We start from the raw sequence: 23,366 nt of genomic DNA, 5'->3' as shown, positions 1-23,366 counted from the left end.
CGAAACCGGGGTGGTCAAGGTGCATGGCCGGTACAGTTCTTTGCAGTATGGGCGACAATCAGCAGGCCACCGGCGCCGCGTTCTGCACGAAAGGCATCAGTTCGGTGTGGGCCGGCGTTGCCACGTTCATGTCCAGCTGATGTTTCGCATCAAGGTAATGCTGGCTGAACACGTCGAAATAAGCGTCCAGCGCCGAGGCCGCCTCGGTATCGCCCGCCAGATCAAGGCACAGTGCCGCCACTTCGGCGGTGCACAAGTGCTCGCTGCGGGTCGAGCGGCGCAACCGGTACCGTGACAGCTTCTCGGGCAACAGGCTCAGGATCGGCAACCGATCAAAGTAAGGGCTTTTGCGGAAAATCTTCCGGGCTTCGGTCCAGGTCGCATCGAGCAGAATAAACAATGGCCGCTTGGTGCTATCGGCTTCGACGGTGTTCGTCACTCGCTCAGGCTCGACGTACTCACCCGGAAAGACCAGATACGGTTGCCATTGCGGGTCGGCCAGCAACGCCAGCAACTGCGGATCCGTTTCCGTGCGTGACCAGATAAAGGCATGGTTGTCGCGCACCACATCGGCGATCAGCCAACCGGTGTTGCTCGGCTTGAACACTTCTTTGTTAGTCATGATTAGGCACACGCCGGAGCGGGCCTCAACCTGCGGACGCCAGGCGCACAGGCAGTGACTCTCGATCACGCGGCAGGCACGGCAACGCGGCGCCCTCCAGCCACGGGCCTGGATCGGCTTGATGCCCTCCTCCTCTCGCTCGTCGCGCAAGCGGGCGACGGCGTTTGCAGCAAAGGTTGGGGTTACAGGGCTCATCGCAGGCAGCACCGGAGGGGAAATCGACACGAATAACGCTCGGCAAGTCAGAAAGTGGCGGCAGTTTATCAGAGCGGCCGGCGCAAGCCTGTACCGTCCAGGCCTCGTCCCCTATAATTCGCCGCCACTGAACGCACAGTCATGTGACGGGTCGAACCATCAGTCACTGAACCAGGAGAGTTTCATGCTGCGCCTTATCGTTCCCACCGCTGCCATTTTGCTGGCGTCGTCCTTCAGCGCTCAGGCTGCGTCCTTGAGTGAGCAGAATCTCAACAGAGAACTGCGAAACGTCGCCACACAAAGCAGTGTCGGTACTCCACGGGCGATCAACGAAGACATTCTTGATCAGGGCTACACCGTTGAAGGCAACACGCTGATCAACCACCTGAGTGTACAAAGCAGCCACGCCAACAAGATGCGCGCCGACCCCAAAGCCGTGTATTTCCAGCTGGGCGCCTCTGTGTGCAACAACCCATCGTTCCGTAAACTGATGGCCAAGGGCGCAGTCATGCGCTACGACTTCACTGAAGTGAAGACCAACCGTTCCGTCGGTTCCGCCAGCTATCAGGAATCGGATTGCCCGAAAGCAGCACCGGCCAAGAAGAAGTAATCATCGGGAATTGGCGCGCCGCTGTTCATCCTCGGCGCGCAGTTCTGCCACCAACGCCTGCAAGTATCGCGAACGCCGCTCGGCGCCTTCCAGACGCCGGCAACACTCCTCCTCAAGACTCAAATGATTGGTCTCGGCGGATGACTTCAGTAATCGATACAGATGCGTATCGATTTCCAGAATGACTCTGGCCATAGCTTCCAGCCTCCCTGCACCTCGCCCCTTTTTGAGCGAAAAATCCTTAAACCGCTTGAACCGTGCGCCCTGCCTTTGACGCAAAGTTGTCGTGTCATGCCTGTAACTTAGTAAATCAGAGCGCGAGGCCTGCGGCTTGCGTTCGGACGAACGGTGAATTCACCTTGCAAATCGTCAATAAGCGGTTGCCAGGAAAGACTTTGCGGCGCAATGATCAAGGCAGCGAGAATCTCTGCAAGGGTCTAGATTCAGAGTGTTCACGATCACTTTTCAGGGCAGGAAAGGGGCTGCCCATCGCGTGTCTTGTTGTGCGAACGTTTCTTTCATCCAAGGGAAAAACAGAGCCTGTATGGACGACTCGAACCGAGTCGAGTGGAGCGCCCAGGCATGGGCTTGGGCAGACAGCGACACATGAAGTGTCGCGGCGCTGACGACTGTTTTGTCGGTGCCAAGGGTTCTGTGCAGAAGGAGAAGTTGAATGCCTTACCAACCGAATGACCTCCTGAGCCGTCATTTCGAAGAAAGCGGCCATGACCTCATCAGCAAGGTCGAAGAGCAACTCAACCTGGTTTCACCCAACAGCCCCAACACTCCGATTTACCGCGACATGATCCTGACCGTGCTGCGCATGGCCCAGGAAGACCACAACCGCTGGAACGCCAAGATCACCCTGCAAACCCTGCGCGAACTGGAGCATGCCTTTCGCGTGCTCGAACAGTTCAGGGGGCGACGCAAGGTCACGGTTTTCGGCTCGGCGCGCACACCGATCGAACACCCGCTGTATGGCCTGGCCCGGGAACTCGGCGCCGCGCTCGCGCGCTCGGACCTGATGGTCATCACCGGTGCCGGTGGCGGCATCATGGCGGCGGCCCATGAAGGTGCCGGCCTGGAACACAGCCTGGGGTTCAATATCACCCTGCCCTTCGAGCAGCATGCCAACCCCACGGTTCAAGGCACCGCCAACCTGCTGCCCTTCCACTTCTTTTTTACCCGCAAACTGTTCTTCGTCAAGGAAGCCGATGCGCTGGTCCTGTGTCCAGGTGGTTTCGGCACCCTGGATGAAGCACTCGAGGTGTTGACGTTGATTCAGACCGGCAAAAGCCCATTGGTGCCGGTAGTGCTGCTGGATGCGCCGGGCGGCAAGTTCTGGCAAGGCGCGCTGGATTTCATTCATCATCAACTGGAGGAAAATCGCTACATCCTGCCCACCGACATGAAGCTCGTGAGCCTGGTCTACAGCGCCGAAGAAGCGGTAGAGCAGATCAATCAGTTCTACGGCAACTTCCACTCCAGTCGCTGGCTCAAGCATCAGTTCGTGATCCGCATGAACCACAAGCTCAGCGACCAGGCGCTCGAACACATGCAGGAAGCGTTCGCCGACCTGTGCCTGAGCGATCACTTTCATCAGCACGCCTATAGCGGCGAGGAGCACGATGAAGCGCAGTTCAGTCATCTGGCGCGACTGGCCTTCAACTTCAACGCCAGGGATCATGGCCGCCTGCGGGAATTGGTGGACTATATCAACCTGCCGGAAAACTGGGCCGACTCCAAACCCCAGGCGCAACAGCGCACGCGAGAGCCGTCCAAGGTGACGTGAGGCAAAATCGAGGCAAAAAAAAACGGCCCGCTATCGAAATAGCGGGCCGTTATTATTCAATCATCCATTCCCCGACCGCTGAACAAGCGGCCGATCATTTCCATGGAATATCCCCGATAACTCAGGAAACGCCCTTGCTTGGCACGTTCCCGAACGTCTATCGGCAGATGCCCGGCAAATTTGCGCCGCCAGGTATCTTCCAGTTGCTCCTGCCAATTGATACCGCTCTCGCGCAAGGCGAGTTCGATGTCGTTACGTTGCAGGCCGCGCTGATTCAGTTCTTCACGAATACGCAAAGGGCCGTAGCCGGAGCGAGCACGGTAGGAAACAAAGCTTTCGAGGTAACGGGCTTCGGACAGCAGGCCCTCTTCCGTCAAACGGTCGAGTGCTGTGTCAATCATTTCAGGGAGAGCACCGCGCTGACGCAGTTTACGCGTCAGCTCGACTCGACCGTGCTCGCGTCGTGCGAGCAGGTCCATGGCGGTTCGCCGCACTGCGACGAGTGTATCGAGTACGGCGGTCATCGGATCAATCAGATATCAGCGTCAGCCAGGTCATCAGCCGTCTCTTTGACCGGCGATGCTTTGACGTCCGGCGCCGGGGTCAGCAACTTGTCACGCAGTTGCTTCTCGAGCTTGGCGGCAATTTCCGGATTGTCTGCCAGGAACTTGGCCGAGTTGGCCTTGCCCTGACCGATCTTGGTGCCTTCATAGGCATACCAGGCGCCGGACTTCTCAACGAAACCGTGCAGCACGCCCAGGTCGATCATCTCGCCGTTGAGGTAGATGCCCTTGCCGTAAAGAATCTGGAACTCGGCCTGACGGAACGGCGAAGCCACCTTGTTCTTCACGACTTTGACGCGGGTTTCGCTACCGACGACTTCATCACCTTCTTTCACCGCGCCGGTACGACGGATATCCAGACGAACCGAAGCGTAGAACTTCAACGCGTTACCACCGGTGGTGGTTTCCGGGCTGCCGAACATCACGCCGATTTTCATACGGATCTGGTTGATGAAGATTACCAGGCAGTTGGCGTTCTTGATGTTACCGGTGATTTTACGCAGCGCCTGGGACATCAGACGGGCTTGCAGGCCCACGTGCATGTCACCCATTTCGCCTTCGATTTCAGCCTTCGGAACCAGCGCGGCCACGGAGTCGACGATGATCACGTCAACCGCGTTGGAACGCACCAGCATGTCGGTGATTTCCAGGGCTTGCTCGCCGGTGTCCGGCTGGGAAACCAGCAGGTCGTCGACGTTGACGCCCAGTTTGCCGGCGTACTCAGGGTCGAGGGCGTGTTCGGCGTCGACGAATGCGCAGGTCGCGCCCGCTTTTTGAGCCTGGGCGATCACCGACAGCGTCAGCGTGGTTTTACCGGAGGATTCAGGACCGTAGATTTCAACGATACGACCTTTTGGCAGACCGCCAATGCCGAGCGCGATGTCCAGACCCAGAGAGCCAGTGGAGATAGCCGGGATCGCCTGACGGTCCTGATCGCCCATACGCATTACGGCACCCTTGCCGAATTGACGTTCGATCTGACCCAGGGCCGCAGCCAAGGCTTTCTTCTTGTTGTCGTCCATTAAAGTCCTCACGTAATCAATAAGGCCTGACGGCCAACACCTGTATAAGTAGCCAGTATTATTCCACAGCGTTTCAGGATCGCCTACCCCTGATTTGAGATTTCTCCAGCGGCATGACGCAGCAGCCCCTCTAGCGCGGCCTTAACCGTTTGTCGGCGGACCTCATCGCGGTTACCGGCGAAGTGCTGCACCTCGCTGAACACCTGCTCACCGACGCCCCAGGCCAGCCAGACCGTGCCGACCGGTTTGTTCGGCGAACCGCCATCGGGGCCGGCCACACCGCTGACCGCCACGGCAAAATGCGCCTGACTTTTTTCCTGAGCGCCGCGAACCATCGCCTCGACCACCTCGCGACTGACGGCGCCGACCGTTTCGAATAATTCGGGAGGCACGTTCAACTGCTCGGTTTTCTGTCGGTTGGAATACGTCACATAACCGGCCTCGAACCACGCCGAACTCCCCGGAATGCGAGTGATCGCCTCTGAGATGCCGCCGCCGGTACACGACTCGGCTGCGGCGACGTGGGCATTCAGAACCTGCAAGCGCCTGCCAAGTTCAGCGGCCAGTTGAGTGATTTCTTTCACGGTCATCTCCTGAGCGAGCGGAATGAGCACTACCGTACACGAGCGGATTGCGCTTGCAAGGCACAGGATCGGTCAAAATGTTATCGAGCGATGGCTCTGACATAGGCCTGGCAAGCCTGCAAGGCAATCAGTCCGCTGTCGCCGGCATCGGTGATGGCGATAATTCGTTGAGCATGCGCCGGGTCAAGTCGGGCTCGCGGGGCGCCATTATCCAGGCTGCGGGTGCTGGCGGAGGCTGGCACTGAATTGCCTGAGGCAACGTCGCCGGCATCGAGGAGGACTGACAAGCGCACATCAGCAGTGGCAAGACGATCGCGCAGGCGACCTTGATCACGTTGGGCATCGCTAAGCGCTCGGTAATGGGTTTGTTCGCTGGCCGACAGACGCTGCTCCAGCGCCAGACGCTTGTCCTGCTCGGCCTGTTGCTGCGTGGCGGCGGCCAGCGTCAGCTGATTCAGTGCCTCGGCATGCAGCCTGGCCAGCTCCGCGAGTTGCCGGCCATAGCGCCAATCCTGAAAGTGCCAGGCCAGCGCCGCCGATCCGCCGGCCAGCACTGCCAGTAACACAACAAGGCCGATCACCCGGTAAGAAATCGGCATCAGACCGAAGGCTGACATAGCACCGCCCTCGCCCGCGCCCACAGCTGCAGACGATCTTGCAGACCGTTAAGCCCACCGTTTATGCGCCGGGTGATGCTGTTGAACTGATCGCGGTCGGCCAGTTCATTGAGGCCGTTTTGCTCCCAGAACCACGCGGCTGATTCGGCGGCCCATTGGGGTTGTTCCAATAGCTGCGGAACAAACACCAAGCGATCATCGCCGAACAGTCCGAGGCTGCATTGGAGGTAGTTGTCACGACCGGTGATCTGGATCAGGCCTCGACCGCGGTATTTCTGCCCGTCACCGTCGGCTTCCAGCGTGTTGCCCAAACGCAAGGCCAAAGTGCCGGTGTCGTATTGGCTCAAGTATTGGCTGTTGCCCAATTCACGCACGTACTGCAACTGCCCGGATTCATGGCCGACTTGTGCGAGGAACGCAGCGATGCGTTTCGCCGTATTGATACTTCGATGGATCATGGCGCTGTTAAGGGCAGAAATGAAAACGCCCGCTTGGGAGCGGGCGTTAGGAAATATTTGTTGTAACTGAGCTGAAGTGAGAGACATGGGTCATGTTCCATTGGCCGTTGTTTTTAACCAGACAGGCGCCAGGGGTTTGCTGAAGTCTTTTGGAAAGTTGGCCGTTGAGGGCCAGTCACGCAGATCCTGCCGGTAATCCAGCAGTTCATGATATTGATCGCTGTTCAAGGTCATCGGAGTGCCCGCCGCTTGCTGATCGCGATCACGGTCGACCAGCCATTGGCTGGCGGCCAATGCTTGATCCCGCCAGGCTCGAGCAACAGTCGCTGGTTCGGGTTTCGCTTCTGAAGCACTGTCCAGAATCACAGGCAACGGCACACCACCGCTCGCCAACCATTGCTGATATTCATCCCAGAAACGGTGATGAAGGGGAACGGTTGCCCCGTCAGGCAGACGGATGACAGTGTCCGGATCTTGAGTAAGTTGATAGCTCATAAGAAACCTCCTTAAAGTTCGGCGTCGGCGGTGACGTGGATGTAGTACGTCTGAGTGATCAACCCGATATCGGAGTTATCCACCCAGACGCCGCGAGTCGAAACCCCAAGCGCCCGCGCATTAGCCGATGACATATCGTCACTTCCCGAACGCCATTGCCCAGCAATCCCCTTTGACGTGGTGGTATACAAACTGAGACTTGGAGTACCTCTCTTTTCAACCTTGAAAGTCCACTGAGCCATGGGCTGCGAGGCGAACCCTGTTTGCCCCTGCTTCACTGTGGATATCAGTGCACCGTAGGGACCTGCCACGGTGCCCGGCGGCACATCCTGACTGTAGGTTTTTTCGTAATAACGCTGGCACATCATCAACTCATCGCCCGGGCTACGGAGCTCGAACGGCGTTGACACTCGCCCCTCTTCCAACTGAACCTGCGCCAGGTCAATGACTTGCAAAACATTCATAGGCAGGTCGAAGGACAGCCGGAGAAAGTCATTACCACTACTTCCTAATGACTTACCCGCCAAGGACGGAACTTGAATCGTTGCACTGTATCGGGACCACGAAGTCTTGAGTTGAAAGCTGCCCACCGGTGTCACCGTATCCACGCTACCGCCCGCACCGAAATACTGTGCGATCGTCACATTGATTTGACGCGCCGTGTCGGCCTTGGCCCAGAACGTCAACGTCGCGGTTCTTCCCGCCAAGGTCCTGACCGATTCGATAGCCTGGGAGATCTTATGTACGCTGGCGCCAACTCCCGCGGTGATTTGCTGCCAACGCATAAAGTAACGGGGTTCATTGGGGACCTCGGTCTGACCCAGTGCAAAATTCTGCCTGGAAATATTCACCCCGGCGCTCCCGTTCCAGTCGCAACGAAAACGGTCAGCAATATAGGCCCCGGTATAAGGTCCCAAGTTGGCTGTCCCGCGCTGCCAGATATCGAAGTTGCCATTAATCAGCAGGTTTTTGCGATAAACCTGTACAGGAAAATTCTGTTGCGGGTCGAGTTTCGCCAACTCCTTAATGGCCAGGCTCAACTGATCCGTTTGATTTTCGGAAGGCATCAGTCCGGCAGCTGTGATGGTGTTGACGATTTCCTGGGTGACGGCATTGCCCCAAGTGGCAGGAATCAGGGAACCGGGGGTTCCGGCGACCGGGTTTTCATCGACAAATTGGCCGTTGACCAGCCCCGCGCTGGTTACGCTTTTTGGATAGTCCATCTTATCTACTCTGGTTGTAGGGCATAGAGGCTGTTGGGGTCACTCGGTCGAACCTGGAAGTTGCGGCCAGTCAATCTCAGCTGGAAAGGTTGCTTGCCGTTCAAGACGATTCAACTCAACGCTGTAGAGCTTCCACTCCATCAATGCCAGTTGCTCATCATGAGTGGCGTCACCCATATCTTCGGCATATTGAAGAGGGGCTATGCGCAAGACCGCGTCACCAAGCAGTGCGTCGCGCTTGGCCAGCAACTGATTCCTCAAATCTGCCAACCGCGCCTGTTCGTCCAACTCCCAGGTGTTATCGCGCCAGATATAAAACTCTCCCGGCCACGGAGCAGTAGTAAAGGTGTCGGGCAACTCCCCGAGTTCATTCCAGACCTGCCGGGCTCCACCTTCTTTGCGATAAACCACGCCACGCCGGTCAATCACTTCGCGCGGAACATCATTGACCAGCGCCCAGCTACGGCCTTGTTCCGCCGGAGGTAATTCAAATGAAAGCTCCACGGCATTACCAGGAAGTTGAATGCCAATACCCGGCGTCACAAAAAACTCGACAGGCCCGGACAAGGCCCCCGAGTTATCAATCAGATAATTAAACATGGACACCTCAGATAAGTTTGATGCGGCCGGGATAGGCGATGTTGCGAGGGCGGGATTTGAAGGCGAAAAGCAAGGTATTGGCAGCATCCATTTGGTAAGAGGTGCCCGCAGGGTAGATAGGACCACCGTTGCTTAACCCCGATACATACTGAATTTCCTCACGGGTATCTGCGCCAAATGCGGCCAGGCTATCGGACCATCGCGAACCCACCGCACCGCCACCGTTAGCCCCTTGTGCATAGGAATGGATCGAGCCGCGCTGGAAGGCGCCCATGGCCCGATCCGTATCAACGCCACGTCCTTCGTCCAGAACCCTCAAGAACTCCCCGCGGTTTTCAGGACCACGAAACGTCAACGCACCATCACCACTGGTCCACTTGCCTTCGTTGCCCACTCGCGCAGCCTCGGTGCCAAGCATTCCCGATTGTTGGGCGTGATCCCACAACCAAGGCCATTGCGCACGGTTCATGACCGTACCGTTGAGCGCCCCATAGCCACCGGGGCTGAGCAACGTGGTGGTTTCGAAAAACGGTCGACCCAAAGGGGTATTGTCAAACCGCCCCACAGGCCACCAACTACCGGCGCCATCGCTGCGCAAATGCCACCAGTCGCCGCCGCCCATCAACACCAGGAACGTGTAACCGGTCGCAGATAAATGGGTGTGAAATCTGATGCGATCAGTGCCGGCAGCCTGGATAACCAGTCGGTTGCCGCTGTTGTCCACGCGTCGCACAATGACGTCGCGAATGCCCATGGCAACGTTGGCCGGCGCAAGCGTGATAGTGGCGGCTGCGGAGCTGGCGTCAATCAACACCAGACCAAGTTCTTCTGGCACCAGCATTTTCGATGCAGCCAATCGGGTGACCACCGAGCGCATCGGACTGGTCACGCCGATAATCGCCTGGATCGCCTTGAGCAACTGACCGTTGTCCGCTTCCGACGCGGCCATTCCGGCCCCGGCCACAACACCCAGAATCTCTTGCGTAACTGCGTTGCCCCACACCGCCGGAATCAAAGATCCCGGCGTACCGGCCACCGGGTTTTCATCGACAAACCGGCCGGCCACCAATCCGACACTGGGGATGCTTTTTGGATAATCCATCGTTCTGCTCCCTTTAATAAAGTCCTGCATGGCCATGGCACAACGGCAATGCAGGTCATGTTTGAAAAAAACAAAAACACCCACGGAAGTGTGGGCGTTGGGTACAGCGGATATTTCGAATGGATTAGCCAGCGAGGTCGTTCGCCACAGCACGTATTGCGGCAATCGCGTCTTCACTGACTTGATTGGCGAGATCGGTTTTACCCTTGGCGATATGAACTTTGATTTGTTCTTTCGCTTTCAAACGAAGGGTTCGAAGTGTCAGCAGCCCCTCCTTGAATCGAGCTGCCTTGGCAATGATCTGATCTACCGCCTGCCTGGCGGTACGTCCTTTGACGACCCAGGCAGACACCGAGAGGGGCACCGCTTTTTTCGGATAGCCTTCGTCTATGTAAGCCTGAGCCTCGGCAGCGGCTTGTGCGTATTCCATGGCCTTGAGCGGATCACCGGCCAGAGCATTGCGCGCATAGTCCGCCGCCGCATCAACTCTGGCGCACAGGCGTTCGATGTTCAGCTGTTCCATTAGCGCGACTTTCGAAGCATCCGGCACCCACTTTTCTCCATCCCATGCGTGCGCAACAGAAGGTTGTGGGGGACGAAGTCCGTCCTCGAATTGATGAAGCTCTTGAATAACGTTCATCGAATCAGCTCCCAAGAAAAACTGATATTGACGGCGGCACTGAAATTGACCGCGATACCCGAAACATAGTCAGTCACGGGATGGTTCTTGATGCCCATGCTGAACAACAGTTCATCGCTGACGGCACTGGTCGAACCCAATGTGTGTTCCGCCTGGTAGGACTGCCACAACGAGCGTAATTGCGAATGGTCAAAACTGGCGGTCAGGGTGGTAACCGTTACATCGTTGACAAAGTTATTGGTGAAAATCGTACACGGCAGCGGTGTTGTCCAACCGCCGTCATGGTTGGAGCTGGTCGTCAGCGCCGGTGAGAGAAAGCAGTAGTTGCCACCCACCCAACCCGACAGCGCAAAAGCTACACCGGAGATATCCGTCGACGAGGGCGTCGGGTTACCGACGATCAGGCGTGCCGAACGCGCATGGGGATCGAGAGGTAGATAAATGGCGCCTGTGCCATTTACGGTTTGCGTCCAAGTGAGTCTCGAACGGTTGTAAATAGGGAACACTGACGGCACCGATCCAGGTGTGCTGCTAATGATCCAGGCGAGACACATGTCCAGCGGAGTCGATTGAAAACCGCCTCCCCCCGCCCCATCTGGCGTGCCTTTCAAGGAAGCGGGGGCAAGGTCATACAGACTGCCGCGCTGGGTATAGAACTTGAGCACACCCCCCACCACCTGAGCCCTCAAGAAATACCAGGCATTCGGCAACATCTCCGCACTGCTCCAGGCCTGGGTGGTAAACGTGCGTAACCGTCCCAACTGCCCCGCCACCACTTCCTGGCCCAGGCTGACCAACACCCCGGCCGGAATTGACACTTTCCCGCCGCTGGTAGACACCGCCATCGGAGTCACCGACAGACGCCCGTCAGCTGTAGCCACAGTGGGTGTCGGCAGCGAGCCAATCGGCAACGCTGAATCGAGATTCCAGCCCTTGGCCGAAACGCTCTGAATGGCTTGCAGCAATTGGTCATACTTCGTCTCGTCCGGTGTCAAATCTCCGGCCTTAATCACGTTCACAATTTCCTGCGTCACCCCATTGCCCCAGCTTGCCGGAATCAGTGACCCCGGCGTCCCGGTCATCGGGTTCTCATCGATAAACTTGCCGTCCACCAACCCGGCGCTGGGCACTTTCGTTGGAAAATCCATCTCTCTACTTCCTAGTCATAATTGATGTGCACCTTGGTATGCGCCGGGGCACTGCGGTGGATCAGGCATTCCAGGGCTGAACCCGGGTTCATGCCGAAGCGTTCGCCCCAGTAACTGGCACCGAAACGTCGACCGAGCAACAAACGCCCGCCAGTGTTGAGCGTCCACATGAACTGCACCTGCCATGTGCCAAAATGCGCCGCACCGAATCGTGCGCGCCCCATCCGCGGGGCTTCGTGTTCGGTGATGGTCGCGTTCGGGTAGCCTTGAGTGCGGGCGATCTCGATGTAGTAGCTGACGGCCTGACTGCCGACCGCGAGCAGTCGGCGGCGCACGGCAAGTCGTCGGTCGTCGAACAGCGGCGTGGCGCCAAGACACGGGTCGGGCAGGTTCATCACTCGCTCCCAGTCCGGCACCAGTTCGCTGACGCCTGCCGGGTCCATCTCGTTGAGCAGGTCGGCGGCGCGAGCGTCGAGGCGAGCCAGTTCCTGAGACACGCCTTCGAGGACCTCCTCGAGTTCCGGCACTCGTTCGGGATCCCAGGCCGGGCCGCTGGGCAGCAAACTGCGCAGTTGCGCCTGGTACTGCGCGGCGGTTCTGATCACTGCCATACGCAACCCCCGAAGGTCAGCAACTGGTTGACGGCGGCTTGCACATTGGCTGACGGACTGGCCAGTACATGATCGCTTTCACCCGTGGCGCTGCTGATCGCTTCACGGATGTGGCTGATCAGCAAGGTGTCACCCAGGCCGGCTTCGCGGTTGTGCAGATCGCGCAGTTGCGCCTCGACAGCGGCGCGGACAGCGCTGGTATCGGGCGTCAGACTCAGTTGATAGGTGACTGGCTTTTGTACCGGTGGCAACACGTGCAACTCGGCGGTAACCGGGCGCAGCGGTTCGATGTAGGCCTGGACTTCAGCCAGTTGCACGGGGGTGGGCAACGGTTGTGGATCGTCATCGCGCATGATGAACAAGCCAACGGTGCCTGGGCCCAGGTAACTGCCGCGGCACCAGGCACGGGTGACCCCGGGAAATTCCAGCGCCCAGGTTTCGTAATCTTGCGCCGAACCACCATGGGGGATGATGCGATAGGAACTGATCACCCTGGACCGCAGGGACTCCAGACTTTCCTGCGCGACACCACCGATCAATCCCGGAGCCTCAACAGTGAAGCTGCTGCCGACAATGCCCAGAATCGGCTGCACCGGAATCAGCGTCAGGCCGGCGTCGGCATTGCCCAGGCTGCCAGCGTCGAGCGCTGCGATGGTCGTGCTGTTGAGGCCATTGCTGGTGGTGCGTGAAGCGGTGACTTTATACGTGCGACCGTCGCTCGATTGCAGCAACGTGTCGACGTCCAGCACAGCACCGGCGCTGGCGGTAAAACTGACACTGCCCGTCGCCGCTTGCGCCGCTTTACGTGGCTGGTTCAGGCGCAATGCGGCGATCCGTTCCAGCGTCGACTCATCGGCTTTGTCTGGCAGAATCTGCTCGGCAATCCAGTCAAGGTAGCCATACAGACCATAAGCCGCGCCGCCGAGGGTTCGGGCCAGCACTTGCGCATCGGACTGGCGCAGCGAATCGCTGGCCAGGTCGCTTTGGGCGCGTTTGATCAGCACCGGCAGCGAAGGAGTTTCAAACGGCATAAATCACCTGCCAACTGTTATCAGGATTGATGTCCAGGCGCTCGCCGTCGGCCAGGGTCAGGACCGTGCGCAGGCTCAGGCGCTGGGCGTCGAGGCGTTCGCTGATGATGTCGATGGCGCTGCAATGGCCGTCATCGAGCAGCCATTGCAAGGCTTCACGGGCATAGAACTCGGCGTCCATCTGGGTCTGGCGGGTCAACTTGACCCGGCGCAGCAGCCACAGCCGCGAGCCGATCCGGTCGTCCGCCACTGTCGGAAAGGTGTCGCCCCACCAGCCGAAACGTTCTTCGTCATCGAGGGCATCGTCATCGGCGGCGCGGCGCCAGGTGAACAGGCTGATCAGCACTGAACGGGTCAGCGCGGCGTGGAGGTTCTGACTGATGAACATCACTGCCCTCCTGCCGGTACACCGGTCTGGCCGTTGCCCGCCTGCACGCCGACGTGCACGTGCTTGATCTGGCTGATGCCGCCGGCAATCTGATCGCCAGTGGAGACGACCTTGCCCGTCTGATTGATCACCGGCGTGTCGATGTTTACGGCGGTACTGGCGCGGATGTTCAGGGTCGCGGTTTCGATGTCGATGACCCGCCCGCGCTTGAAGTGGATCTTGTCGCCCTCGTCGGTGTAGATCGCCACTTCGCCCTGGGCCAGGGCCTTGAGGCGATAGCGACGGTCGGCGACCACCAACACGATGGCGTGGGAACGGTCACCGCCCAGAAACGTGGCGATACCTTCGGCGCCGGCCAGCGGGTTGCTGGTGAAACCGTAGGGTTCAAAGTGCTCCATGTCGTCGTTCACTTCGCCGGCGGTGAGGCGCATTTGCAGCGATTGAAGCTTGGTGGCCGAGTTGGCGAGCACGACGGTGCCGCGCGCCAGGAGGCGTGTCAGTAGGCTCATTGGGTTTCCTTCGGATAATCGGCCCGAACGCGATCATTCACAGAATGGGACGCACGGAAGATCCGGCGCCAAGTTCAGGCTTTCTTGGGCGGCGCGGGGTTGGCGTCGAACGTGTGAGGTGGCGCGACTTGCAGGGTTGTGATTGAGCCCTGCTGCGAAAGCGAGTAAGTGACCTTGGAAATCAGCATGTCGCCATCCACTTCCAACACCGGATCCTTGACCCGCACCAGTGTGTTATGTCGCCACAAATCGCCGTTCGCTTGCCGCCAGCCTTGCACTTGATAGGTCGTGGTCAGGGCCTTGCCCATACGGGTGGCGCTTTCCCAGTTGGCCCTTTGCAGGGCCAGTTCTGGGGTGATCTGCATGCCTTCATTGATCACCGTGGTTCGCCGTCGCTTGAAGCCAAGGTCCGTGGAAACCGCCTCGACCTCGCTGACCGCCGCCCCGCTTTTCTTGTCGTCACCCTTCTGCTGGCCAATCACCCGGTATTCGGAAAACACCTGGCTGTAGTCCGTCGGCGCGTTGGCCGAGAGAATGTTCTTGCCCAACTCCAGCGCTTCACTGGCACGCCCACCGCTGCCCGGCCGTGCGAGCACGACCCGGCCTTGCGCATCATCGGTGGAAAACACTCGGAACAACGACAGCAATCGGTCGATGGACTGGAAAACCGTCTCGCCGGGCACAATGGTGTGACTGTCTCGCCGAGCCGTTTCTGGGATTTCACTGACGACATAACCGCCGTAGGTCGAGACCAGGTCTTGCACGATTCGCAGCAGCGATTGCTGGTGCCACTGGTTGGGTTTATTGGTCGCGGCACAATCCACCAGGTCCTGGGTCTTTGAGCTGCCTTCAATGCTCAGGCTGATGCGTTGCCCGTCATAGCTGATGGGTGCCTTGAACACATAACCAGTCAGCACCAGATCACTGCCGATGCGCACTTCGCAGGGTGCGCCGGGCTGAATCCGGCGCACCTCGGTCTGCCCCGGCCATTGCCAGGTGATGTCGAGTTTGAAGGTGCGGAACTGACGCTCCAGGTCCGCCGTGATTTCTACGCTTTTCCACCCGCCGTATTCCAGATTGTCGACGGTCAGCGTGACGCGGTTATCCTGCTCGTTCATGGCTACTCCCCGGAGATCTTGAGTTCGCGCGGCGGGAGAAAGCCTGGGTGGACAATGCCGTTGCGCTGAGTCACTTCCAGGACCCGAGTGGCGTCAGCCACCTGTCTGTAGATCGCAACCAGCGCCGGCAGGCTGTCCTGAAAAGACTTGCTCACCAGCCTGATGCCAGACGATGCAACGGCCTTGAGGTGCGCTTTCAGCTTCTGGCGCAGATCAGCCGCGGCCTGATAGTGCGCAGGATTGGCCTTGTCCTCGACCAGTTTGATCGCCTCTTCAATTTCCTTGAGCGCCCTTTGCACATCATCAATCACCGGCACCTCCGGGCGGGTGACCGGCTGCTCTACCTGCAGATCCAGCGGTGACGGAGAAACCTTCACCGGCAACGTCGCAATCGGCAACAAGGCCACCCATTTGGCGGCCTGCACCACCAAGGCATCCTGCACCAGGTTGGTCAGTGCCTGAGCCGCGGCCATGGTGTCTTTGCCGGTAGTCAGCTTCGGTGCATCGGCCTTGCGGATCGCTTCGACCTGCTGGGAGACGTTGGCAATCACGCCACGATACCCCTCACGAGCGAAGTCCTTGAGCTCCTTGATGTCGCCGAGCAACGCCTTGAACTCCGCCGCTACTTCCTTGGGCAATTCCTTCACGGCTTTGACCAGGTCGCTGATCTGGCGGTATTGGTCGATCAACGGTTGCAGCTGTTGCTGGATCACCCCGTAGATGTCCTTGATGCTGTTGCGCAGGTCGGCAATGCCAATCCGCGCCGCCTGGATCAGGCTCATGGCATCTTCGAAGCGCGCCACCGCCGAGCCCAGGAAAGTGTCCGCGGACGCCAGCAACAGTTTCTGTGTACTGATCGCCGCGACCGGAAACGGCACCGGCACATCCGGGTAGAACTTCAGGGCAAACGTCACCAACCCGCCGTCCTGGCGGGTGTGGGTCATGTCGCATTCGCCGACCTTGACCTGTAGCCGTCCGAGCCACGGATGGACCAGCTCGCCACTGCCCTGCTCCAGCGCCTTGAGCAACTTGTCGCGCTGCTCCAGGCAATCGGGGCCGACGATGAACGCCGTCAGATCGTGAATCTTCGCCTGTTGGCCAAGGCCTTCGAAGTACGGCAGGTCTCGCTGCGGATACTCGTGCAACTGGCCTTTTTGGCCGACCGGGGATTTCGCCTGATCAACCCAGAATCCGACACCCCGAAAGGACGCCGGCATCAAACGATCACGCCAGCTCATTGGAACCTCCAAGTGAAAGTGAGCGGTAGCCGATGCGCGAAGTGAGCGCCAGCGCCGGTTGATTGGTTTGTGGTTGATCGGTGCGCATGCCCGCCGGCGCATTTTCGAAGCGCACGGTCAGGCCGCCTTCGAGTTGCGTGCGGTTGTTGGTAGCGGTTTGCTGGATCAGGGCGCTGGAGTGTTGGGGGAGACTGCCGGACGACACTGAAGTCGTTTGCGGGGCCGGCGTGTTCTTGCGGAAGAACGAAGGCGCCAGGCCATTTTCGCCGTCAGCACCTGGCTTGCCACTCTGCTCGGTGACACTGTCAACGTTGCCGGTGATTGTCGCGACAAAACCGGAAAGGTTGCCATCCAGCAGCGCTCTGATTGGCCCTATCACAGCCTGTAGTTTCGCCGACAAATCGCTGAACCAACCCAACAGGGGTTCCCAGTTTGCTGTGAACTGGTCCTTGGGCGACCAACCGAATAGCGACTGGAACAGGTCTTTTACTGTCTGTAGCGGGCCAGTCAAGGATTCCCACAAACCGGCAAAAAAACCTTCCACGCCTTCCCAGCAAACGCGGACCCGTTCCTGCGCCGACCAATCGAACAAACCTTTGAGACGGTCCGCCACCGGCGCGCTCAGTGCCCAGATGACGTCCCATAGCGCAGTGAAAACACCCGCCACCGGTTGCCAGGTTTCTTCGATGAGCGCCTTGGGCGACCAGGTGAACACTGACTTGAGGGTTTCCAGCCCCGCAACGACACGAGCGGTAATGCCGTCAAAGACATCGGTATAGACGCCGACGACCGCGCTCATCGCCTTGTCGATTTGCCCTTTTGGCGACCAGTCGAAGTACGATTTGAGTGTGTCCAGCCATCCGGCAACTGTGTTGATCAAGTTGTTACCGACATCGTTGTAAATACGAACGACCGCCCCAATCGCCTTGTCGACCTGCTCTTTTGGCGACCAGTCAAAGTAGGGTTTGATTGTGCCCAGCCATCCGGCAACCGTGGTGGTGACGCTGATACCGGCTTCGAAGAAGGCAGACTTCACCTCATCCAGTGACTTGCGGGTGAAGGCGCCACCCCTGTCTATGGCGCCGGACATATAGTCGCCCGCTTCATTCCAATATTTCTTCACAACTTCACCCGGCTTCCAGTCGAACAGTGCCTTGACCCGGGTAATCGCAGCGTCGGACTCACTTGAAATGCCTTGCCAGAGCCCGGTGAAAAATCCTGAAATCGGCTGCCAGTTGTCCATTATCAATCGGGCGCCGATAACGAGGACCGCGACGACCGCCGCGACAGCAGCGGCAATCAAGCCAATCGGCGAGGTCAAAATGCCCATCACCGTGGCCAGGCCCATCGCTGCCACCGTGACAACGGTGAAAGCCACCGCGGCGGCGGCCAATCCTTCCACCAGATAAGGGTTGGCCGCCACAAACTGGCCGATAGAGGTCATTACCGGCGCGAGCGCAGTGACGATGCTGTTGAGGGCCGGGAGCAATGCCTGGCCGACTTTCAACGAAATGTCATCCAGCGCCTTGTTGAATTTGGCGAGGTTGGCGGACGTTTCCCCGAGGCCGACTTTGGGGACTTTGAGCCCTTTGAGACTGCTGGCCTTTTTCGCCAACTCATCCTGAAACGCGATCGCTTTTTTGATGCTGTCCTGAAACGGCTTCAGCAAACCGCCGCCGGAGATAAATCCAGAGAGATCCAGCGGCTTGAGACCGCTGTCCTCCATGCTCTTTTTAAACGATGCGACCTTGCCACGAATGCCCTTCAGCTCGGCGTCCAGTTTCTTGGCGCCCTGCATCACCACGATCATGTTCACCGTGGCCTGGATATTCGTCTGGCTCATGTTTATCTGTGTATTCGCCATCACTGCACCTGCTGCATCGCATTGATCCGTTGCGCGTGCTCCAGCGATTCGCGGAGCACATCCAGTGGCCTGGCCATCATCTGTTCGGGGTCAACCTTCCAGAACCAGGCCAGGTCATAGGCGACTGCGATCAGGTCGGTGATGGCGCCGACGCCGCACTCATGAAAAAACTGGCGACGGCCCAGCTCAGCGCGTTGAGGTCAGCCAGGTCCAACTGGTTGACCGACGACGGCGGGATGCCGGCGCAGATCGCGATGTATTTGGCCGCGACGTCCATGTCCAGGCTCACTTCTTCGCTCTTGTCGATCTTGTACGGCAGCGCCTTTATCGCTCGAACTTCCTGCACCGTCGGACGGCGCAGGTTGAGTTCGGTCAAGGGCTCGCCGTGAGCTTCGATCGCAACCTGAAGCTTCACGGCGCCGCTCATTGCCAGGTCCCCTTGATGCCTTCGAATTTCAGTTCGATGGTGGCGTCATCGCCCTTGGAGGCTGGCTCTTCAACCAGATAGGCACCGGCCAGCACGTAGACTTTGCCGTTGCTGAACTCGCAGGTGACGGTCATGTCGGAACCGGCTACCAGCTGTTTGAGCGGGAAGTCCGCGGTGTGCAGCGCTGTGACTTTAAACGACGGTGCGATATCGGTTTCCTTGTAGAAGCCGGGTACGACGGTTTCCCGTTTCACCGCCATCAGAGGCGCTTCGCAGCCGCCGTTGATGGTCAGTTGAGCGCCGTCCACTTTGACGTAGCAGGTGCCTGCAATCAGTTGACCCATGGTGTTTCTCCCTTCAAATAAAAAGCCCACGCGCGGTGGGCTGAAATCACACAGTCTTTACAGTCAGAGAACGGCAGCGATCACGCCGCGTCGTCGTACTGCAGACGGAATTGGTTGAGCAGCGCGAACACGCGCAAGCCGTTGATGTAATCCGGCGGGAACAGCACGTTGACCCGGCTCGGGTCCTGCACGTCGCGCTCGACGATCAGGTGCTGGGCGAACAGCTCGGCGTTTTCGACGTGGCCTTCCAGTTCGAGCTTGGCGTACTGGGCAATCAGCTCACCGCGAATAGTGCTCGGGGTCACAATCGGCTGGCCGGCGCCGAAACGGGTGCCGTCGGAAGCCAGTTTGTGGCGACCGTACTTGCTGGTAATCACGCTTTGCAGGCGCCGCACAATGAACGCCGACTGGTGCATGGTTTCGCTGTCCAGGTAGGAATTGTCGGCTTGGCCGTAGGCATTCTTCTGGTAGGTGGTGATCGAGCGCTGAATGCGCACGTAGCCGCCTTCGTAGTAGGCAGTGGCGATGCCGTAGTTCAGCAGCGACTGACGCTCAGTCAGGGTAAAACGTTCGCTCGCCGGAGCCGGATCGAGACCTGGCAGGCTACCGCTTTGAGTCGGACGACTGGCATCGGCGGAGATGAACACCGACGTGCGTGCAGCCAGTGCAGCGGCCTGAACCCAGAACGGTTGCGGTACGCCCGGTTCCAGCGCCTGAATGGTCATGTGCTGATCGTTACGCGCCTGACCAGCGGCAACCAGTGTTCCGATAGTGCCGCGCTTGGCGCTGTAGACGTGACCGAACAATTGCTTGGCCCAGGACCAACGACCGGTGCTGTCATCCATGACGGCTTGCCAGGTGTTGAGGGTCGACAGGTCCGACCACGGCATGCAGATGAACTCGAACGGCTCATCGCCCAGCGCTGCCACGGCTCCAACCTGATCCGGGACCCCGGCGCCGCCGGTCATGGCGGTGATTGCCGAGGTCAGGCCGGCCGGCGTTTCTTCGCCATTGCTCTTGCCCAGGCGATTGAATTGCAGGCTGATGTCGTTGCCGCTGTCGCCGGTCCACTTGGCACTCAGGGTCACGACACCTTCAGCCGCAGCGGCGGTGACCGGCAGATCGGCAGCTGCGTTGATTTTCAGCGCCAGCGTCGTTGCCGCTTGAGTCGCCGTCGCGCCGTTGACGATGGCCGCTTGAACGCGAACGCCACCCACATAGAGGTTGAGCACACCGCTTTGGGTGGCCGCGCCAGTCAGGGTCAGCACGCCTTTGGCAATGCTGCCTTCTGTGTTGTGCAGCGGCAGACACCAGATCTCGCCGACCGGATCGGTCTTGCGAAACGTCTCGTACATAGAGGCCAGCATCGAGCCTTGGCCACCGACGCTTTTGGCCAGCGCCACGCTGGACACCAGCACCAGCTTGCCGACGTCGGCCGGCGCAATGTTGTCGTTGACCTGGGCGACGATCAGACGGCGCATGGCCGAGGATGCGCTATTGGCCGTCGAGTTATCCATCTCGGCGTAGAACAGCGGAACACGAATGTCCGCGGGGATGTTGCTGAATCCGATCGCCATTATTGGGCTCCCTGTGGTTTTGCCGCTTTCACGGCTTTGGTAGTGATATCGCCATCAGCCAGACGTCGACGCCACCAGGCGTTGTCCGGCACTTCACGGCCCTCGAGGGGCAACAGATCGCCCGCTTCCGGGTCGGGCACGGCACGGCCTGGGGCCGGCAGCACGGTGATGCGTTTGCTCATGGGGTTACGTCTCCAGAGAAAGTCAGTTCCAGGCGCCCGTCGGGCCCCGGGCGTTTCAGATTGGGGTCCGCCGGATCGATCGCATCGACCCGCACCGTGACCCCGGTAAAGGACGACAAGCCGTCCAGTTCACGTTCGTGCCAGCTCTCCGCAGGCTGACCAGGCAGATTGCGGCCGAGCTGGAACTCGGTAAAAAAGCGCAGGCGATACAGCGCACGGCTGCTGTTAATGGAAACCAGTTCGCCACCGTCATACGCGATGGCCTGGTAGTCGCTGCCGGGCTTGAAACCCACCAGCGCACGCCACAGCTCGGCCCGCAGGTCGTGCATCAGATCCAGCGCTTTTGTAGCGTCCGTGGTGTCGAGCACCAGGGTCACTTCAAAGTTGTCGCGGATCGGTTGCAGGTTCAGGTTCTGCGCCACGCTTTTGCTCGCCAGATCGGCGATCGGTACGACGTAGGCGCAAGGGGTTTGCAGTGGGTTGTCGGCTTGCAGTGTGGTGAGGTCGATGCCGGCGGCCACGCGATTGGCGAGGGTTGGGCAGTGATCACGCAGTTGCGAAATCAGTGGAGTGATTTTCATGGGTTTTCACCGGGCATTAAAAACCCGCTGAGGGCGGGTTTGATTCAAAGGTACTGGCCATGGGAAACCCGCGTCCTTGCGGGGCGGATGCCGGTCGGCACCGCTGCTCGCCAATCCATTGGTCTTGGGTTTCAGTGATCCTGGCGAGAATCGCGCGGCGGCACTTCGCAAACGCCAATCCGCTTGGCCGCCCAGCGCTCATAGAGACCAATGGCCACGTCCGCCCCGGCCATCGCCGTTAGGCAGCCAAATGCGCAAGCGGCCCAGATCGACACGCCGGCGGCATACAGCAGCATGATGGCCGAGACCCCGCAGATCACGCAGGCCCCGGAGCGCAAGGCCAGACGCCGCAGCAGTGACCAGCCGCGGGCGCCGTCCTTGTCGGCGCGCCACATTTCGCCGGACACCCCGCCCACCAGGGCGAGCACGATGACAAGCCAGATCGGCATGTCCAGCAACGCTTGTTGCTCGTTTGTCATGTCACGCCTCCCGGGGTGATTGATGAGTGATGTGTGGTTCTTTCAAACGGTGTCTCTTGGGGTGTTGAAGGTAGGCATTCCAAAAAGCCCGGAGCGTTCCGGGCTTTTCAGTAATGCGGTCCTGCTGACTTTTCGGCGCTACTGGCGCGGTACGAGTCCATTCAGATTGTTTTTCCGACCGCGGTCCCTGCCCGCCGGATAACTGCTTCTGGTGCTTTACGCTGCACACCCGGGTCAGTTGCCAACCCTCTGAACCGTTGAGGCCGGTTCATCGCTGCCTTTTGTGGTGGAACTAAAGAGCTTCGTTTCGAGCTGCTTTGTTGAGCGGCTTGAGACAAAGAATATGCATGGATGCATATACAGTCAATGCGTAAATGCATTTATTTATGCGTTATAAATGCACTGGCGCATGAAAGCCCTGCAAACAAAGGCGCTGACGGTTTGTGGCAGGCGAAAAAAAACCCGCTCGGTGGCGGGTTTTATTGCAGGGCGGTGAGGTTAACGGGCGTACATGCCCCACCAGAAGACGTGACCGAGGATGACGATTTGCTCTTCCTGGACTTCCTGAAAGGTGTAGTCCTCGTCCGGGTGTTCATCCCGATTGAAGCTGCGCAGGCGAATACCGGTCGGCAAGCGATAAAGCTGTTTCACCCGCAATTGGCCATTGTGATTGATGGCATACAAGTCGCCATCAATGATGTCGCCAATCCCGCACTTGCCCGCATTCACGCCAACGGTGGCGCCATCGCGCAGCACCGGCAGCATACTGTTGCCGCGCACGGTCACGCATTTGGCCTGATCGAATTGCACACCGTTATGGCGCAAGCTGCGCTTGCCGAAGCGCAGGCTAGAGCGTTCGCTTTCTTCGATAACGAATCTTCCTGATCCAGCAGCCAATTCAACCTCGCGAAGAAAGGGGACCGACACCTCGTCATCATCGACGGGCGTGTCGTCGTCCCACAGACTTATGTCCTTGAGTTCGGAATGCAATTGATCGCGCCCGGCATTGCCGGTGGCAGCGACATCCGCACGCCCGCGCAACTGATCGGTGCTCACAGCGAAGTACTCGGCGATCTTCGAAATGTGTTTATCCGAAGGGTCGACGATCTTCCCGCTGAGGATTCGCGAGAGAGTGGATTGAGGCACGCCGGTGCGACGGTGAAGCTCCGTGGGGGAGATCCCGTGCTGATCGAGCAGCGCTCTTAAGACGGTAGAAACATTGCGTTTTTGCATAACGGGCATAGTGCTTGAACTTTTTTCGGAAGACAAATGCTGATTCGCATAAATCATGCATAAATATTGGAAATGTGCGGCAGGGCTTTCATGCCTGCGTCCGGCAGACCGCT

The 23,366-nt window shown here is 59.0% G+C and carries 29 protein-coding genes; 2 read left to right on the top strand and 27 right to left on the bottom strand.

Features of this window, described 5'->3' with window-relative positions:
- Positions 1 to 58: 58 nt before the first annotated feature.
- Complete coding sequence (locus JIO00_RS06240; protein ID WP_145307539.1) at positions 59 to 817, bottom strand: tRNA-uridine aminocarboxypropyltransferase; 759 nt, start codon at positions 815 to 817, stop codon at positions 59 to 61.
- 184 nt (positions 818 to 1,001) lie between these two features.
- On the opposite strand from JIO00_RS06240, the gene JIO00_RS06235 reads away from it, so the two are divergent.
- Complete coding sequence (locus tag JIO00_RS06235) at positions 1,002 to 1,427, top strand: PA3611 family quorum-sensing-regulated virulence factor (protein WP_008153984.1); 426 nt, start codon at positions 1,002 to 1,004, stop codon at positions 1,425 to 1,427.
- Here JIO00_RS06235 and JIO00_RS06230 read toward each other — a convergent pair whose 3' ends face one another.
- A complete protein-coding gene (locus JIO00_RS06230) occupies positions 1,428 to 1,622 on the bottom strand; it encodes a hypothetical protein (protein ID WP_010462709.1) in 195 nt (64 codons plus the stop codon).
- A gap of 478 nt (positions 1,623 to 2,100) precedes the next feature.
- Here JIO00_RS06230 and JIO00_RS06225 point away from each other — a divergent pair, with 478 nt between their 5' ends.
- A complete protein-coding gene (locus tag JIO00_RS06225; protein ID WP_083374902.1) occupies positions 2,101 to 3,219 on the top strand; it encodes a TIGR00730 family Rossman fold protein in 1,119 nt (372 codons plus the stop codon).
- Positions 3,220 to 3,275: 56 nt separating this feature from the next.
- On the opposite strand, the gene recX is transcribed toward JIO00_RS06225, so the two are convergent.
- The 25 genes from recX to JIO00_RS06100 all read right to left on the bottom strand — a co-directional run bounded on the left by recX (position 3,276) and on the right by JIO00_RS06100 (position 23,253).
- The gene (gene recX, locus JIO00_RS06220; protein ID WP_200667813.1) at positions 3,276 to 3,743 is read right to left on the bottom strand and encodes a recombination regulator RecX; all 468 of its coding nucleotides are present in this window, start codon (positions 3,741 to 3,743) and stop codon (positions 3,276 to 3,278) included.
- Between the two features lie 8 nt (positions 3,744 to 3,751).
- The gene (recA, locus tag JIO00_RS06215) at positions 3,752 to 4,804 is read right to left on the bottom strand and encodes a recombinase RecA (protein WP_007907270.1); all 1,053 of its coding nucleotides are present in this window, start codon (positions 4,802 to 4,804) and stop codon (positions 3,752 to 3,754) included.
- 83 nt (positions 4,805 to 4,887) lie between these two features.
- On the bottom strand, positions 4,888 to 5,388 hold the full coding sequence (locus tag JIO00_RS06210; protein WP_010462721.1) for a CinA family protein: 501 nt from the start codon (positions 5,386 to 5,388) through the stop codon (positions 4,888 to 4,890).
- A gap of 80 nt (positions 5,389 to 5,468) precedes the next feature.
- A complete protein-coding gene (locus JIO00_RS06205; RefSeq protein ID WP_200667811.1) occupies positions 5,469 to 6,005 on the bottom strand; it encodes a lysis system i-spanin subunit Rz in 537 nt (178 codons plus the stop codon).
- A complete protein-coding gene (locus JIO00_RS06200) occupies positions 5,987 to 6,550 on the bottom strand; it encodes a glycoside hydrolase family 19 protein (protein ID WP_145307543.1) in 564 nt (187 codons plus the stop codon). The genes JIO00_RS06205 and JIO00_RS06200 overlap by 19 nt, the downstream gene beginning before the upstream one ends.
- 3 nt (positions 6,551 to 6,553) lie before the next feature.
- Entirely contained in the window at positions 6,554 to 6,958 is a 405-nt protein-coding gene (locus tag JIO00_RS06195; RefSeq protein WP_200667809.1) for a phage tail assembly chaperone, read from the bottom strand.
- An 11-nt stretch (positions 6,959 to 6,969) separates the two neighbouring features.
- A complete protein-coding gene (locus JIO00_RS06190; RefSeq protein WP_200667807.1) occupies positions 6,970 to 8,181 on the bottom strand; it encodes a carbohydrate-binding protein CenC in 1,212 nt (403 codons plus the stop codon).
- 39 nt (positions 8,182 to 8,220) lie between these two features.
- Positions 8,221 to 8,781, bottom strand: a complete 561-nt coding sequence (locus JIO00_RS06185) for a tail fiber assembly protein (protein WP_010462731.1) — start codon at positions 8,779 to 8,781, stop codon at positions 8,221 to 8,223.
- 7 nt (positions 8,782 to 8,788) lie between these two features.
- A complete protein-coding gene (locus JIO00_RS06180) occupies positions 8,789 to 9,883 on the bottom strand; it encodes a phage tail protein (RefSeq protein WP_200667805.1) in 1,095 nt (364 codons plus the stop codon).
- Positions 9,884 to 10,007: 124 nt separating this feature from the next.
- Positions 10,008 to 10,523, bottom strand: a complete 516-nt coding sequence (locus JIO00_RS06175; RefSeq protein WP_042932334.1) for a hypothetical protein — start codon at positions 10,521 to 10,523, stop codon at positions 10,008 to 10,010.
- Entirely contained in the window at positions 10,520 to 11,671 is a 1,152-nt protein-coding gene (locus JIO00_RS06170) for a hypothetical protein (RefSeq protein ID WP_010462737.1), read from the bottom strand. Before JIO00_RS06170 ends, JIO00_RS06175 begins: the two co-directional genes overlap by 4 nt.
- Before the next feature lie 11 nt (positions 11,672 to 11,682).
- Positions 11,683 to 12,282, bottom strand: a complete 600-nt coding sequence (locus JIO00_RS06165) for a YmfQ family protein (protein ID WP_010462739.1) — start codon at positions 12,280 to 12,282, stop codon at positions 11,683 to 11,685.
- Positions 12,273 to 13,313 (bottom strand): baseplate J/gp47 family protein, encoded by a 1,041-nt coding sequence (locus JIO00_RS06160; RefSeq protein WP_010462741.1) that lies wholly within the window; start codon positions 13,311 to 13,313, stop codon positions 12,273 to 12,275. Before JIO00_RS06160 ends, JIO00_RS06165 begins: the two co-directional genes overlap by 10 nt.
- The gene (locus JIO00_RS06155) at positions 13,303 to 13,701 is read right to left on the bottom strand and encodes a phage GP46 family protein (protein ID WP_172792338.1); all 399 of its coding nucleotides are present in this window, start codon (positions 13,699 to 13,701) and stop codon (positions 13,303 to 13,305) included. The genes JIO00_RS06160 and JIO00_RS06155 overlap by 11 nt, the downstream gene beginning before the upstream one ends.
- Positions 13,701 to 14,210 (bottom strand): phage baseplate assembly protein V, encoded by a 510-nt coding sequence (locus JIO00_RS06150; protein ID WP_010462745.1) that lies wholly within the window; start codon positions 14,208 to 14,210, stop codon positions 13,701 to 13,703. The genes JIO00_RS06155 and JIO00_RS06150 overlap by 1 nt, the downstream gene beginning before the upstream one ends.
- Positions 14,211 to 14,284: 74 nt before the next feature.
- A complete protein-coding gene (locus JIO00_RS06145; RefSeq protein WP_010462746.1) occupies positions 14,285 to 15,328 on the bottom strand; it encodes a phage baseplate assembly protein in 1,044 nt (347 codons plus the stop codon).
- Between the two features lie 2 nt (positions 15,329 to 15,330).
- Positions 15,331 to 16,566: a DNA circularization protein gene (locus JIO00_RS06140; RefSeq protein WP_010462749.1), complete on the bottom strand. Its 1,236-nt coding sequence runs from the start codon at positions 16,564 to 16,566 to the stop codon at positions 15,331 to 15,333.
- On the bottom strand, positions 16,553 to 18,430 hold the full coding sequence (locus tag JIO00_RS06135) for a hypothetical protein (RefSeq protein ID WP_010462750.1): 1,878 nt from the start codon (positions 18,428 to 18,430) through the stop codon (positions 16,553 to 16,555). The genes JIO00_RS06140 and JIO00_RS06135 overlap by 14 nt, the downstream gene beginning before the upstream one ends.
- Before the next feature lie 130 nt (positions 18,431 to 18,560).
- Positions 18,561 to 18,857, bottom strand: a complete 297-nt coding sequence (locus tag JIO00_RS06130; RefSeq protein WP_172792335.1) for a phage tail assembly protein — start codon at positions 18,855 to 18,857, stop codon at positions 18,561 to 18,563.
- Positions 18,854 to 19,201, bottom strand: a complete 348-nt coding sequence (locus JIO00_RS06125) for a phage tail tube protein (protein ID WP_109628232.1) — start codon at positions 19,199 to 19,201, stop codon at positions 18,854 to 18,856. The genes JIO00_RS06130 and JIO00_RS06125 overlap by 4 nt, the downstream gene beginning before the upstream one ends.
- 80 nt (positions 19,202 to 19,281) lie before the next feature.
- Positions 19,282 to 20,778 carry a phage tail sheath subtilisin-like domain-containing protein gene (locus JIO00_RS06120; protein ID WP_077748339.1) on the bottom strand — a complete coding sequence of 499 codons (1,497 nt, stop codon included), beginning with the start codon at positions 20,776 to 20,778 and terminating at the stop codon, positions 19,282 to 19,284.
- The gene (locus tag JIO00_RS06115) at positions 20,778 to 20,960 is read right to left on the bottom strand and encodes a DUF2635 domain-containing protein (protein ID WP_010462758.1); all 183 of its coding nucleotides are present in this window, start codon (positions 20,958 to 20,960) and stop codon (positions 20,778 to 20,780) included. Before JIO00_RS06115 ends, JIO00_RS06120 begins: the two co-directional genes overlap by 1 nt.
- Positions 20,957 to 21,541 (bottom strand): phage tail terminator protein, encoded by a 585-nt coding sequence (locus JIO00_RS06110; RefSeq protein WP_010462760.1) that lies wholly within the window; start codon positions 21,539 to 21,541, stop codon positions 20,957 to 20,959. Before JIO00_RS06110 ends, JIO00_RS06115 begins: the two co-directional genes overlap by 4 nt.
- Positions 21,542 to 21,672: 131 nt before the next feature.
- Positions 21,673 to 22,020, bottom strand: coding sequence for a phage holin family protein (locus JIO00_RS06105; RefSeq protein WP_010462762.1), 348 nt, complete (start codon positions 22,018 to 22,020; stop codon positions 21,673 to 21,675).
- 498 nt (positions 22,021 to 22,518) lie between these two features.
- Positions 22,519 to 23,253 (bottom strand): LexA family transcriptional regulator, encoded by a 735-nt coding sequence (locus JIO00_RS06100; protein WP_042932336.1) that lies wholly within the window; start codon positions 23,251 to 23,253, stop codon positions 22,519 to 22,521.
- Positions 23,254 to 23,366 lie beyond the last annotated feature (113 nt).

It is taken from the genome of Pseudomonas sp. SW-3, assembly GCF_016615645.1.
Taxonomy (GTDB): Bacteria; Pseudomonadota; Gammaproteobacteria; order Pseudomonadales; family Pseudomonadaceae; genus Aquipseudomonas; species Aquipseudomonas mandelii.
This window is presented reverse-complemented; position numbering and strand designations above follow the sequence as displayed.

Coding starts and splice junctions, on each gene's coding strand:
- JIO00_RS06200 (WP_145307543.1), bottom strand. CDS start 6,550: ATGTCTCTCACTTCAGCTCAGTTACAACAAATATTTCCTAACGCCCGC.
- JIO00_RS06120 (WP_077748339.1), bottom strand. CDS start 20,778: ATGGCGATCGGATTCAGCAACATCCCCGCGGACATTCGTGTTCCGCTG.
- JIO00_RS06115 (WP_010462758.1), bottom strand. CDS start 20,960: ATGAGCAAACGCATCACCGTGCTGCCGGCCCCAGGCCGTGCCGTGCCC.
- JIO00_RS06170 (WP_010462737.1), bottom strand. CDS start 11,671: ATGGATTTTCCAACGAAAGTGCCCAGCGCCGGGTTGGTGGACGGCAAG.
- JIO00_RS06195 (WP_200667809.1), bottom strand. CDS start 6,958: ATGAGCTATCAACTTACTCAAGATCCGGACACTGTCATCCGTCTGCCT.
- JIO00_RS06230 (WP_010462709.1), bottom strand. CDS start 1,622: ATGGCCAGAGTCATTCTGGAAATCGATACGCATCTGTATCGATTACTG.
- JIO00_RS06180 (WP_200667805.1), bottom strand. CDS start 9,883: ATGGATTATCCAAAAAGCATCCCCAGTGTCGGATTGGTGGCCGGCCGG.
- JIO00_RS06205 (WP_200667811.1), bottom strand. CDS start 6,005: ATGTCAGCCTTCGGTCTGATGCCGATTTCTTACCGGGTGATCGGCCTT.
- JIO00_RS06145 (WP_010462746.1), bottom strand. CDS start 15,328: ATGAACGAGCAGGATAACCGCGTCACGCTGACCGTCGACAATCTGGAA.
- JIO00_RS06130 (WP_172792335.1), bottom strand. CDS start 18,857: ATGAGCGGCGCCGTGAAGCTTCAGGTTGCGATCGAAGCTCACGGCGAG.
- recA (WP_007907270.1), bottom strand. CDS start 4,804: ATGGACGACAACAAGAAGAAAGCCTTGGCTGCGGCCCTGGGTCAGATC.
- JIO00_RS06185 (WP_010462731.1), bottom strand. CDS start 8,781: ATGTTTAATTATCTGATTGATAACTCGGGGGCCTTGTCCGGGCCTGTC.
- JIO00_RS06235 (WP_008153984.1), top strand. CDS start 1,002: ATGCTGCGCCTTATCGTTCCCACCGCTGCCATTTTGCTGGCGTCGTCC.
- JIO00_RS06140 (WP_010462749.1), bottom strand. CDS start 16,566: ATGAGCTGGCGTGATCGTTTGATGCCGGCGTCCTTTCGGGGTGTCGGA.
- JIO00_RS06105 (WP_010462762.1), bottom strand. CDS start 22,020: ATGACAAACGAGCAACAAGCGTTGCTGGACATGCCGATCTGGCTTGTC.
- JIO00_RS06175 (WP_042932334.1), bottom strand. CDS start 10,523: ATGAACGTTATTCAAGAGCTTCATCAATTCGAGGACGGACTTCGTCCC.
- JIO00_RS06100 (WP_042932336.1), bottom strand. CDS start 23,253: ATGCAAAAACGCAATGTTTCTACCGTCTTAAGAGCGCTGCTCGATCAG.
- JIO00_RS06150 (WP_010462745.1), bottom strand. CDS start 14,210: ATGAGCCTACTGACACGCCTCCTGGCGCGCGGCACCGTCGTGCTCGCC.
- JIO00_RS06240 (WP_145307539.1), bottom strand. CDS start 817: ATGAGCCCTGTAACCCCAACCTTTGCTGCAAACGCCGTCGCCCGCTTG.
- JIO00_RS06160 (WP_010462741.1), bottom strand. CDS start 13,313: ATGCCGTTTGAAACTCCTTCGCTGCCGGTGCTGATCAAACGCGCCCAA.
- JIO00_RS06190 (WP_200667807.1), bottom strand. CDS start 8,181: ATGGACTATCCAAAAAGCGTAACCAGCGCGGGGCTGGTCAACGGCCAA.
- JIO00_RS06155 (WP_172792338.1), bottom strand. CDS start 13,701: ATGTTCATCAGTCAGAACCTCCACGCCGCGCTGACCCGTTCAGTGCTG.
- recX (WP_200667813.1), bottom strand. CDS start 3,743: ATGACCGCCGTACTCGATACACTCGTCGCAGTGCGGCGAACCGCCATG.
- JIO00_RS06125 (WP_109628232.1), bottom strand. CDS start 19,201: ATGGGTCAACTGATTGCAGGCACCTGCTACGTCAAAGTGGACGGCGCT.
- JIO00_RS06135 (WP_010462750.1), bottom strand. CDS start 18,430: ATGGCGAATACACAGATAAACATGAGCCAGACGAATATCCAGGCCACG.
- JIO00_RS06165 (WP_010462739.1), bottom strand. CDS start 12,282: ATGGCAGTGATCAGAACCGCCGCGCAGTACCAGGCGCAACTGCGCAGT.
- JIO00_RS06225 (WP_083374902.1), top strand. CDS start 2,101: ATGCCTTACCAACCGAATGACCTCCTGAGCCGTCATTTCGAAGAAAGC.
- JIO00_RS06110 (WP_010462760.1), bottom strand. CDS start 21,541: ATGAAAATCACTCCACTGATTTCGCAACTGCGTGATCACTGCCCAACC.